Annotated in this window: 9 protein-coding genes; 8 read left to right on the top strand and 1 reads right to left on the bottom strand. The window is 35.4% G+C overall.

The genetic code is table 11. The features are described from left to right. Positions 1-39 precede the first annotated feature (39 nt). Both ACM26V_RS09460 and ACM26V_RS09455 read left to right on the top strand, forming a co-directional pair. Positions 40-1539, top strand: a complete 1500-nt coding sequence (locus ACM26V_RS09460; protein ID WP_416151170.1) for a UxaA family hydrolase — start codon at positions 40-42, stop codon at positions 1537-1539. Positions 1540-1582: 43 nt separating this feature from the next. After that, positions 1583-3097, top strand: coding sequence for a tagaturonate reductase (locus ACM26V_RS09455; protein ID WP_416151169.1), 1515 nt, complete (start codon positions 1583-1585; stop codon positions 3095-3097). Between the two features lie 114 nt (positions 3098-3211). On the opposite strand, the gene ACM26V_RS09450 is transcribed toward ACM26V_RS09455, so the two are convergent. After that, positions 3212-3889 carry a YesL family protein gene (locus ACM26V_RS09450; RefSeq protein ID WP_416151168.1) on the bottom strand — a complete coding sequence of 226 codons (678 nt, stop codon included), beginning with the start codon at positions 3887-3889 and terminating at the stop codon, positions 3212-3214. A gap of 362 nt (positions 3890-4251) precedes the next feature. Here ACM26V_RS09450 and ACM26V_RS09445 point away from each other — a divergent pair, with 362 nt between their 5' ends. From ACM26V_RS09445 to ACM26V_RS09420, 6 genes are all read left to right on the top strand, one after another. After that, the gene (locus ACM26V_RS09445; RefSeq protein WP_416151167.1) at positions 4252-6552 is read left to right on the top strand and encodes an AraC family transcriptional regulator; all 2301 of its coding nucleotides are present in this window, start codon (positions 4252-4254) and stop codon (positions 6550-6552) included. 391 nt (positions 6553-6943) lie between these two features. After that, positions 6944-8515, top strand: a complete 1572-nt coding sequence (locus tag ACM26V_RS09440; RefSeq protein WP_416151166.1) for an extracellular solute-binding protein — start codon at positions 6944-6946, stop codon at positions 8513-8515. 159 nt (positions 8516-8674) lie between these two features. Beyond that, the gene (locus ACM26V_RS09435) at positions 8675-9580 is read left to right on the top strand and encodes a pectinesterase family protein (protein ID WP_416151165.1); all 906 of its coding nucleotides are present in this window, start codon (positions 8675-8677) and stop codon (positions 9578-9580) included. Positions 9581-9857: 277 nt separating this feature from the next. Next, on the top strand, positions 9858-10844 hold the full coding sequence (locus ACM26V_RS09430) for an ABC transporter permease (protein WP_416151164.1): 987 nt from the start codon (positions 9858-9860) through the stop codon (positions 10842-10844). Between the two features lie 23 nt (positions 10845-10867). After that, the gene (locus ACM26V_RS09425; RefSeq protein ID WP_416151163.1) at positions 10868-11743 is read left to right on the top strand and encodes a carbohydrate ABC transporter permease; all 876 of its coding nucleotides are present in this window, start codon (positions 10868-10870) and stop codon (positions 11741-11743) included. A gap of 74 nt (positions 11744-11817) precedes the next feature. Then, on the top strand, positions 11818-12933 hold the full coding sequence (locus tag ACM26V_RS09420; RefSeq protein WP_416151162.1) for a hypothetical protein: 1116 nt from the start codon (positions 11818-11820) through the stop codon (positions 12931-12933). Positions 12934-12936 lie beyond the last annotated feature (3 nt).

Below are 12936 nucleotides of genomic sequence, written 5' to 3'. Positions count from 1 at the left end.
AAAATAACAACGTTGTTATTTTAGAGGAGGAATGTATTTATGCCAGCTACAGCAGATTTTCTAACTGTCCATTCGGCTGATAATGTACTAATTACGTTAAAGGAATATCAAAAGGGTGACAAAGTTACTGTTGAGAATGCCGAGGTAACAATCGGTGAAGAAGTTGCTACAGGGCACAAAATCGCTTTACAACCGATAGAAAAAGGTGAGAACATCATTAAGTATGGCTATCCGATTGGGCAAGCGACACAAGATATCGCTCCAGGGGATTGGGTGCACACGCATAATGTTAAAACAAATTTAAAAGGAACATTGGATTATACGTACACTCCGAAACCGCCACAAGCCACAGAAAAAGTAGAACCCCGAACATTTCAAGGATATGTAAGGGAAAATGGAGACGTCGGGATTCGAAACGAAATATGGGTCATTAATACTGTTGGCTGTATTAATAAAACGTGTGAAATAGTAGCGAAAACAGCCAATGATATGTACAAAGGTAAGGATATTGATGGTGTTTTTCATTATCCCCATTTATTCGGTTGTTCCCAATTAGGAGATGACTTGCATAACACGCAGAAGATTCTTAGTAACCTTATCCATCACCCTAATGCTGCAGCAGTTCTCGTATTAGGATTAGGATGTGAAAATAATTATATTGATGTTTTTAAAGAGGTTATTGGAGAATATGATGAAAAGCGAGTGAAATTTATTGAAGTTCAGGAAGTTGACGATGAATTTGATGTAGCGCACACAGCTATGGAAGAGCTAGTAGATTATGCAAAATCTTTTAAAAGAGAAGCGGTACCTCTTTCAAAGCTTAAAGTCGGCTTGAAATGTGGCGGTTCTGATGGATTTTCTGGAATTACAGGAAACCCATTATTAGGGTCATTCTCCGATAAACTGATTGCTCATGGTGGGTCCACTGTTCTCACAGAAACTCCAGAATTATTTGGAGCAGAGCAAATTCTAATGGAGCGTGCAAAAAATAAAGAAGTCTTTGGGAAAGTCGTTGACTTGGTCAATGATTTTAAACAATATTTTATTAAACATGAGCAAAACGTTTATGAAAATCCATCCCCAGGTAATAAAAAGGGAGGAATTACGACCTTAGAAGAAAAATCACTAGGAAATGTTCAGAAAGGTGGATTTTCACCTGTCGTAGATGTGTTAGATTATGGTGGAAGAATGAAAGAAGACGGTCTAACGTTATTGCAAGGACCTGGAAACGATTTAGTTTCGGTTACTGCCCTTGCTGCTTCTGGAGCCCACATTGTCTTATTTACAACAGGTCGAGGGACGCCTTTTGGTGGACCAGTACCTACGGTGAAAATATCGACGAATACGGCGCTTAACCTTAAAAAGAAAAACTGGATTGACTTTAATGCAGGAGAACTAGTCGAAGGAAAAGACAAAGAGGAATTAACGGAAGAGTTTTTTGAGTATATTTTACAATTAGCATCTGGAGAAGTTCAGGCTCGCAACGAAAAATTTGGTTTCAAAGAGATTTCCATTTTTAAAGATGGTGTAATTCTATAAATCTATTTAACTAGCTATAAAATTAACTAAGGAGCGTAAAACTATGAAAACATTATCTCCACAATTAATCAAAGAAAAAGGAATAGGTGGAACAGAATATCACGAGTTAGGGGATCTCCCTGAGAGAGTTTTGCAATTTGGTGAAGGGAATTTTCTACGAGCTTTTGTTGATTGGCAAATTCACCAGTTAAATAAACAAGGTTTATTCAATGGTAAGGTAGTTATTTATCAGCCCGCTCCGTTTGGACATTTAACTGATCTCCTTAATGACCAATCTAATTTATATACAGTTGTCCTTCGAGGAATGCAAAACGGAGATAAAGTTGATAAAAGTGAGATTGTCTCTTCTGTTTCAAGGTCGCTTGCTTACGGTGAGTGGAAGAAAGTATTGGAATTGGCTTCTTCTCAAGACTTAGAGTTTATTTTTTCTAACACAACGGAGGCAGGAATTACGTATGTGAAAGAAGATCGGCCAGGGGAAAATGACATACCAGAATCTTTCCCAGCAAAAATAACAACGTTTTTATTGGAGAGGTTCGATAAACTCGGTGCTGACAGTGATGGTTTGACAATAATAACTTGTGAGTTAATCGAGGATAATGGAACAAAGCTAAAAGAGTACGTATTAAAGAAGGCAGAAGACTGGGAGCTATCAGCTGAATTTATTGCTTGGGTTCATGAGAAGAACAATTTCTGTAGTACTCTTGTTGATCGGATTGTCACAGGGTATCCTCGAGATTCTATTGAGGAATATCGGGAACAACTCGGTTATATTGATAACGGCTTAACGGTAGGTGAACCATACCATATGTTTGCAATTGATGGGGATCAAAGTGTCCAAGAAAAATTACCATTTGTGCAAGGAGGCTTAAATGTAAAGTGGGGCGATATTACGCCACATCGGGAAATTAAAGTTCGCCTTTTAAATGGACCGCACACGATGATGTTTTCGGTTGGACACCTTTATGGTGTTGATACCGTTCAAGAGGTAATGGAAACAGTTAGTACCAGAAAATTTATTGAAAGAGCGTTTGCAGAGATTAAACCTACAGTCCATAGTGAAGAACACGAGAAAGAGGCTTTTGTAAACAGCGTTATCGAGCGGTTTCTTAATCCGTATAATAAGCATTACTTGTTGGATATTGGATTGAATGCGGTCTATAAATTTAAATCACGACTTTTGCCGTCGATTCAACGGTATACTTCAAGTGAGGGAGAGACACCTCAAGCGATTGCATTTTCATTAGCCTCGTTATTCCTATTTTATAAACCTGTCCGCCAAGAAGGCGATCATCTAGTCGGTATTCGAGATGGTAAAGAATATCAGATGAAAGAGAATGAAGAAGTTCTCCAGCTTATGACAGAAGTTTGGGGAAATTACGAAAGTGGTTCTTCCATCTCTGATACAACTTCAACGTTTTTAGCAGCAGAAAGTGTCTGGGGGGAGGACTTGAATAAACTTTCAGGTCTTCATGTGACGGTGACTAGCTATATGACAAGTATTTTGGAAAATGGAATGGTAAAAGCGCTTGATAAGTTTGTTTCTGAACTAAAATAGCATACTAAAAAACTGTGGTTGAAGCCCACAGTTTTTTTAATACTTTAAGAATGTTTAACTTCGCTAAAGTATAAGATTGTGAGTATGGTGTAGATGACCTAATAAACATAGCCATTAATGCGAAGTTTGTTCCTGATGATTGACTAGTTTTTCGTCTTGTTTCATTTCTAACTTTTTTTGTTTCCATTCTATGTGCTTCAGTGAGAGTTGTACCATCGCCATCATAAAGAAAGCGGGGACACTTATAGAAAAAAACGGTAATAGTCCAGGAACCGACATGAAAAGAAAGTATAATCCAACTAAACCTACAATCATAACGATGAAAATATGAAGGTTTAATAATGCAAGGATGATTGTTCTTTTAAAATACTGGCTGAATTTTAAATCGAAATGGACATATACTGGAAAGAAATAAACAGAAAACATGATAAATAGAATCGAAGTTACCGTGAAAGCAAAAAACATAATACTGTGATATACCCCGGATAATATGGACAAGTATTGCAAATTGATATAAAGAATATAAACGAAGATACCTATTATGAAACCAAATCCATTCGCTTTCAAAAACTCTTGTCTGTACGTTTGCCAAAACGTCTTGATAACTGGGAATTCATATTCTTTTCTAAACCATTTACGAATCAGTGTGAACATTGCGATGGTTGCAGGCATAACACCAAAAATACCCAACCCTGCAAGAGTGAAAAAAATCCACAACAGATTCACCGAAACGATTCTCAAAACCCATTCTGATATGCGATAAAATCCTTCTGCCCAACCATTCATTTGCATTAATAAACACACCCTTTTGTTATCAATTACATCTATAGAAGCTACTTTAAGTGTATCATGGAAAGCGTTATCAAACTGTTAGCCTTTTACAAATGCGGTAATGTTATGAGCAAATGATTATTGTGATGAGGAATATGTGATGAATATTTGAAATAGAACAAGTGTGAAATTTTTACATATTTTTTGCGTATAAGGTGTTTCTTCCATGGAATATTTAATATAATGGAAATAACAACGTTTTAATATAGTGGAAAACTTACAAATAATAGAGTACTAATAGTTTATGCTGTTATTCGAAATAAAACACTCCATTTGAGAATAATTTTCGAAAGTAGCGTTTAAAGAGAAAAGGAGTGATCAAATTGAAAAAAATAAGTTACTTTAAAAAACTATTAATATTCGGAACAGTAATATCTATTATTCCAATGGTTTTCGTCGGAAGTTTTGCATATATGCAATCAACACAACTTGTCCAAGAAAGAGTAAGTAAGGAAAAGATGATCTCAGTAAATCAAGTTCGTACGAATGTGGAACAGCAGTTATCTACGATTGACCAACTCGTAAATGTCTTGGTGGAGTCAGCGACAATGAACAATACAATCAATTCGTCATTGGCAGCAGAAGATTTTATTCTTCACAGAGAACTACGAAAAGAAATTGCGAATGTACAATCAATTCAAACAAATATTGAGGATTTTGTGATTGTTGACTTTGATAATAACTGGCTATTGAATAACCGCGGAATGGATCGCATCGTTGATGAACATCCAGACTATGATATATTTACCGAATTATTGGCCTCTCCTAAACACACGTCATGGCAGCTTTTAAGTGTAGCAGACTTCGAACAGCCATTAACGACAACAAATTGTGAATATACGATTAGTTTGGTTAAGAAACTCCCAACCATGCGTTCTCATAAAAGGACACTAATTTTAGTGACAATTCCTGCCTGTGATCTCATTAAACCATCATCGGAAGAGGAGCCATACGAAGATTTTATGATTCTTGATACAAATGAAAAAATCATTTTCCATTCTGATATTGGAAAAATAGGCCAATCTGCAGTTGAAACAGGAGTAATTGATTCCGTTACAGAATTAGAAAATTCTTCAGGTCAATTTGATATTAATTACAATCAAGAAGATCATACAGTTTCATTTACGCAATCGGATATGAACCAGTGGTCGTTTTTAATGCTTCATTCGATCGAGGAACTGAGGGAAGAGTCAAGGTCAATAGGTTTCGTGACGATTGTTCTTACGATTTCATTAATTATTTTATCGTTACTTATTATATTAATTGCCAGTAAACGATTTTATTCACCTATTCAACGACTTTTGAAATATATTGAAGGACAAACAAAAGGTGAGAAAAAGAGTGAGATTATCCGCGGTGATTTTCAAGTGATAGAAGATCAAGTTAAATCGTTATTTTCATCAAGAAAAAATATAGAAAATGAATTAAATGAACATACGAAACAAGTTCGTACACTTTTTTTAAACCGAATGTTTTTAGGAAATATAAAAATTAGCGAATATGAAGAGCAATTTAATTACTTTAAATTACAAACGAATCACTGGAAAACACATATGGTGATTACACTTGAAATAGACTCACTTGAATCTTCTAATTACGACCAAATGGATTGGGAATTAGTAACTTTTTCGGCAAAGAATATAGTGGAAGAAACTTTCGCAGAAGATGCTCACTTACCGGCAATTTGGATTGAGAACACACTAGTTTGTTTAGTCGGTTTCACAAGCGAAGATCATAGACAAGTTGAAAGAGAAATCAATGAACTTGCTGTGTATTTGAAAAATAATATCGATAAATGGTTAAAAATTAAAGTGAGTATTGGAATGAGTTTGCCCTATAGTGATATTAGAAAGTCTGACCGAGCTTATATAGAAGGAATGAAAGCATTAAAAAACAGGATTCGCCTTGGTCAGGGAGTTATCGTATCCTATAGTGATATTAATTTTGGGAAGCATTCGATTATGTACGATTACCCATGCAAGGTAGAAGAGGATTTATTGATGGCTATAAAAATAGTTGATGAAGAAAAAGTGATAAAATCATTTGATCTGTGGATGGAAAAAGTGTTTAAAACAAATCACTCTATTCGTGAGCATCAAATTTCAATGATGAGGTTACTGAATAATCTATTAATGATTAACCAAGAAAATAATATTCAACTTGAAAATACCCAGCACAGTCAGCATTCCTACTACGAGGAAATCTTAGCTCTATCAACAAAAGAAAATATTTATCGTTGGTTTGTAGATAAATTAATCCAGCCTTTATTGAAAGAATTTGCTAAAAGAAGAGAATCTCAATTTAAAAACCTTTCAGAGAAAATGATAGACCTTATCCATCGAAATTATGATCAGGATCTTACATTAGATGAATGTGCGCTAACGCTTCATTATAACGCAAATTATTTAAGTAGTGTTTTTAAACAGGAGACGAATCATACTTTTAGCGAATATTTAACGATGTACCGTTTTAAAAAAGCGAAGCAGTGGTTAACAGATTCTGATATGACCGTCAAGGAAATCGCCGATAAGCTTCAATATAATAATTCGCAAAATTTTATTCGATCATTTAAAAAATATGAGGATATCACACCTGGACAATTTAGAAAAGATAATCGTAACTAATCGTGTTACAACTTTATAATAGAAATGGAAATCGTAAATGATTTCCATTTCTATTGAAAATAATCATTATCTCATGTTGTGTACGAAGGAGATTTTGGAAGCGCTTACTAATTGCTTGTATGGAAAAATGATTATATACGGAATGAACAATAAAGCGATACACTGAATTTGTAAAACAACGTTGTTATTAAAATTTATATGAGGGGGATTGTCTAGATTATTTCTTTATTTTTCATCAGACTGTTTCCACCTAAGAAGCTTTATACGCACCTAAGATTCTTGTAATTTAAGTTATGATTTGAAACCGTTATCATGATATTTTTGTATTACATTTTGTTTTGGTACATGAGTTTTATTTCAAATTAAATGAATTGAGAGGGGTTAATTGATTATGATAAGAAGATCAAAAGTATTATCCGTTCTAAGTATTGTTGGGATATCTACTATGTTATTAGCTGCTTGTGGAAATAACGACAATGAAGAGACAACGGCAGACACATCTAACAACAATAACAATAACAATGAAAATGTGGAAGTAAATGATGACAATAATAATGATGGGAATGCAGAAGAGGCTGGAGAACCAGTAGTTATCGAAATGATGGCCAATCTGCACACACCGGAAACTCCTGATGATTTCTTAAAAGAAAAAATGGAAGAAACTTTTAATGTTGAATTAGACATTCAATGGGTACCTGATGGTAACTATGAAGAGCGGTTAAATACTGCTTTCGCTACTGGGACACTTCCAATGGTTGTGCCAATGGGCTTTGATATGTATAACCAGTTTAAAGACCCAATTCGTGCAGGAGAGTTTTGGGAGATCGAACCTTATTTAGATGAATTTGAAAATCTATCGAAATTAAAACCAGAAATTTTAGATAATACTCGTGTTGATGGAAAATTATATGCGCTTTATCAAGGTCGTCCACTTTCACGTCAAGGTGTCATTTACCGTAAAGACTGGGCTGATAATTTGGGAATTGATACACCAACGAACACAGAAGAAGTGATGGAAATGGCGAGAGCGTTTTCAGAAGATGATCCGAATGAGTCTGGATCTGATGATACGATAGGGTTGTCAGATCGAAGTGATCTCGTCTATGGAGCATTTAAAACAATCTCTTCTTGGTTTGGTACGCCGAACTGGTGGGGAGAACAAGATGGAGAACTCTTACCAGAATTTATGTTTGATGAATACATTGAATCAATGGATTTCATGAAAGAGTTACATTCTAATGGATACATGAATCAAGATTTTCCAGTTACAAGTAAAGATGATCAACAGGCAGCATTTAAAAATGGTAGTTCTGGAATGTACATTGGTTCAATGGCTGATGTTTTAGGTTTACACAGTGACGCCGTCCAATTAAATCCAGACCTTGAGTACGATGTCTTCAATTATGTTGAGGGACCACATGGAGAATATAATGTTTGGAGTATCCCTGGCTATGGAAGTGTAGTTTTATTTCCTAAAGCTGCGTACGAAGATGAAGATGAATTGCGTCAAGTTCTTGGATTCTATGATCAACTAATGACACCAGAAGGAGCCAACTTACTGGTCTGGGGTGAAGAAGGTACTCACTATGAAATCGAAGGTGATGGCGTAAACTGGATCGAAGATAATATGAATCTCGTTGATACTCAGATCCGTCCATTTCTTTCACTTGAAATAGGCGAACCAGAAACAAATAATCGTTATGAAATGTCTTCAACTTATGAAACAAAAGTTAAAGCAGATGAACTGGTAATTGATAACAATGATTATCTTGTCCACGACCCTACGATTACGTTAGATTCAGAGACATTTATTCTACACGGTGATCGATTACAGCAAATGATTAATGATGCTACACATCAATATATTCTTGGCCAAATTGACTTGGATGAATTCAATGAAATAGTTGAAAATTGGAAGAGTGAAGGCGGAGAGGCTATTATTGAAGAGTATAACGCTCAGTAATTTATAATAGTAAGTAAGATAGGTAAGTTGGCTGGGATGATTCTGATTTTAGAATCATCCCATTTTAATGTTACCGCATTTCCCGTGGAAGAAAAGGGGCTATGCCTGAATTCTCTAGGATAGCGAAATAGAAATAAAGCGATAGTAGGTGTGATAAACATGAATCAAGTAAAAATATTGAAAGTAACTAAAAATAATATTAATGATAAAAATACGTATTCTACCATTCAAGAAGCGATTAATGCAGTTCGTGTTCATGATACACAGCATACTGAAATATGTATAGCGGCTGACATTTATAAAGAAAAAGTTATTGTTCCTGCAAATTTAAATAATTTAACGCTAATTGGTGAAAGTGCAACTAGTACCAAAATTGTATTTGATGATGGTGCTAAAACGATAGGTAGTAGTGGGAAGCCATTAGGAACATTTGGAACTGCATCTGTTGAGATTAGTGGAGATTTTATTAAAATAAAACACCTTACGATTGAAAATAGTGCAGGCAAGGGAGAAAATGCAGGGCAAGCAATCGCTTTAGCCCTTCATGGTGATCATATTGAACTTGAAGACGTTACTTTATTAGGATATCAAGACACGTTTTATTCAAGTAAGGGACATCAATATTTGAAAAAATGCAGAATCGAAGGAGACATAGATTATATTTTTGGTGCGGGAACGGTACTATTTGATAATTGTGAAGTTTATTCTAGGCGCCGAGGCTATATCACTGCAGCAGCAACGCCAAAAAAGAAAAAATTAGGGTTTGTTTTTAGAGAATGCACACTAATTGCAGGTGAAAATGTGAAAGATGTTTATCTTGGTCGTCCATGGCGGCCGTATGCACATACATTGTTTTATCGTACAAAAATGGGGAGTCATATTAACAAACAAGGCTGGCACAATTGGCGCAATCAAAATAATGAAAAAACTGCGAGATATGAAGAATTAAATTCTTCTGGACTTGGAGCTTCGCATGAAAGAGTTGAGTGGGCTTCAGTCTCAAATGACGAGCGAATCAATGAGGTGTTTTCAAGGTTATCATCAAATTTTGGAGAAAGTGAATGACATGATTTATCGACTCGATATAGCTTGTCTTTTACTAGTAAACTTTGAATCGATTACCTTGTAACCGTTTTCAATAAAGATAATCTTTACATTGGATCTACTAGACTATCTCCTTTCTATGTAAGGTTTTTTTAATCTATGTTTCATGATGATTATAGATGTTATTTGTCTTCTATTTTATTGTTTAACTATGGACTTATCCATTTTATCTCAAGTTCAGTTAGCAAATCATCATAAAAATCATTTTCATTATGAAAAGAGAAAGGGTGACACAGTTATGGCAAATAACCAACCGCAACAATCTACGGGCGATTCGCTCGTTGTCGATTTAACGAAACAACAAATTCGACAAGCAAGAAAAAAAGAGATATTGAAAAGTATTGTGAAAAACAAATTGCTGTATTTAATGATTTTACCAGGTGTGATTTATTTTATTATTTATAAATACATTCCAATGTATGGCCTGATCATTGCTTTTAAGGATTACAAGCCATATTTAGGAATTATGGGATCTGAATGGGTAGGGTTTGAACACTTTGTCAGATTGTTTACTAGTAGTGAATTTTACGGGATCTTTCGTAATACGCTTATCTTATTTGGATTACAGATCATTGTGTTTTTTCCGATTCCGATTATCTTATCTCTTATGTTAAACGAAGTTCGAACGAACTGGTATAAAAGAGGAATTCAGACGTTAATTTATATTCCTCACTTTATGTCATGGGTAGTTATCGTTTCGATTAGTTACGTTGTTCTAACCTTAGACGGTGGAATTATTAATGGTATGTTGGAAATGATGGGATTTAGTAAGATTAATTTCTTAATGAGTGCAGAGTGGTTTAGACCGATGTATATTATTCAAGTCATCTGGCGCGAAGCTGGATGGGGTACAATCATCTTCCTAGCAGCGATTTCAGCCGTAGATATTCAACTCTATGAGGCAGCAAGAATGGATGGCGCCGGAAGAATAAGACAAATGTGGCATATCACTTTACCATCTATTAGAAGTGTCATTATTGTTCTATTAATCTTGAAAATCGGTGATGTGTTGGAGCTTGGATTTGAACACGTTTACTTATTGTTAAATGCTTCAAACCGAGGTGTAGGTGAAATCTTTGATACGTATGTTTACACAGCTGGATTAAGACAAGGACAGTTCAGTTATGCCACCGCTGTTGGATTTTTTAAAGGGATAGTTGGTCTTATTTTAGTAATGTTTGCTAATAGATTGGCGAAAAAATTCGGTGAAGAAGGCGTCTATTAAATTTACGAAAGGAGGAAAAAGTGATGATTGAAAATAGATCAATAAGCGGAAAAATATTTAATGTTACAAATATTATTTTATTGGGGCTCATTGGATTATTAACGATATTACCATTTTTACATGTTATTGCAGCTTCATTTACGACAAGTGCTGAATTGGCGAATAGCAGATTTGTATTAGTCCCTAGAATATGGAGTTTAGATGCGTATCGGTATATCTTTTCAACAGATACGATTATAAAATCGATGGGTGTCTCGATATTCGTTACTGTAGTTGGGACACTTTGGAGTATGACGATTTCAGTTTTAATGGCTTATGGACTGTCGAGAAGGGATTTATGGGGACGTAATTATATTCAATTTTTTGTTATATTCACGATGCTCTTTAATGGAGGGATGATTCCAACTTTCCTTATTGTCCAACAAACAGGATTAATGAATAGTCTGGCAGCCCTCATTATTCCTGTTACGATTAATGCGTTTAATATGATTATCTTAAGAAGCTTCTTTCAAAATGTTCCAATAAGTTTGGAGGAATCTGCAAAGATAGATGGTTGTAATGATTTTGGAATTTTATTTCGAATTGTGCTACCAATTTCTAAACCAGCGTTAGCAACGATATCCTTATTTTATGCGGTAACCTACTGGAACACGTATATGCATGCGATTCTCTATATAAGTGATTCTGCTAAATGGCCTGTTCAAGTACTTTTAAGACAAATTGTTGTTTTAGCAAGTGGATTAAATTATGACGGTGCCGAATATACAGATATTCCACCTCCAGAACAAACGGTAAAAATGGCAACGATTGTCGTTGCAACGATTCCTATTTTGATCGTTTATCCTTTCTTACAAAAATATTTTGCTAAAGGTGCTCTATTAGGGTCTGTGAAAGGATAAAATCAAATGAAGTTGAAGGCTGTCCTTATAAAAGGGGAGTCTTCTATTACCATTTTGGGAAAGGGGTGGAATATATGACAGCTGTTATTGGAAAATTCGATAATATATTGGATCAAATGGATGATCTTTTTGAAGGTTTTTATCCGTGGGTTGCGGGTCAGTATGATGGAAAGAGCGGAGGGTTTTATTATGCGCATAGTTCAAAAGAAGATGCGCGTATTCTTCCCGATATTGAATCTACGTCTCAAGCTTTGAATATAGTAATGAGAAATGATTTACTACCATTTATACCAAATCTCATGAAAAAAAAGCTGATTTCTTTTTACCAACGTAAGCAAGACAAGAGAACTGGCTACTTCTACGACGATAATTCATTAATGAGAGAAGATGAGGTGATGGTGCACCGAGCTCTTGGCTATGCCAATCGTGCTTTGGAAAATTTGGGGGACCGTCCACTCCATCCTTTACCAATTCAAGCGCAATCTGCACCAGGCTATATTACATCTACTGAAAGTTACTTGAAAAAATGGCGAAGCATTGATCTTTCTAATAGTTGGCGGGGATGCGACTTAATTGCAACCTCTTGTGTATATATTGGGTTAATGGAACGTGTCGATCAACAAAAATTTCTGCAGGAGGCAACAAGTTTCTTAGCGTCGATTCAGGACAAAGACACTGGACTATGGGGCGAGGGAAGTCTGTATGAGAGAATCTCAGGAACTTTCAAACTCCATACATTTTACTCGAGGCATTGTTTAAAAATGCCAAATAAAGAAAAAATTTATGCGTCGATCTTACATACTTTACGTAGTGAGAAAGCCGCAGATATGTGCTATATTCGCAATCCTATTGATTTGATAACTTTTCTAAATGTTGATATGAGCGATGCGGAGAAATTGGAAATCATAGAAACCACTGTCTCGAATATGAAAGCAATGAAACAAGCAGATGGGGGATTCTCTAGAGAAATAGGACATTCTCCACCAGCACCAAATGTCGCACAAGTTAAACACGGTAATTACTATCCAAACATGCCTAAACCTGTAGTCATTGGCAAAGGAAAAGTCGAAGGGGATATGAATGCAAGTACACAGGCGACCCTCATCAGGTTAAAGTGTTATGAAATGGCCCAAAAACCTCCAGTATCATTGCCAAATAAGGATTTGTTTATTTCGAATCTACCTTATTAAACG

Origin of the sequence: Salipaludibacillus sp. HK11, assembly GCF_047795645.1 — a bacterium.
GTDB lineage: Bacteria > Bacillota > Bacilli > Bacillales > Salisediminibacteriaceae > Salipaludibacillus.
Note: the sequence above shows the minus strand (reverse complement) of the source record. Positions and strands in the feature narration are given on the sequence as shown.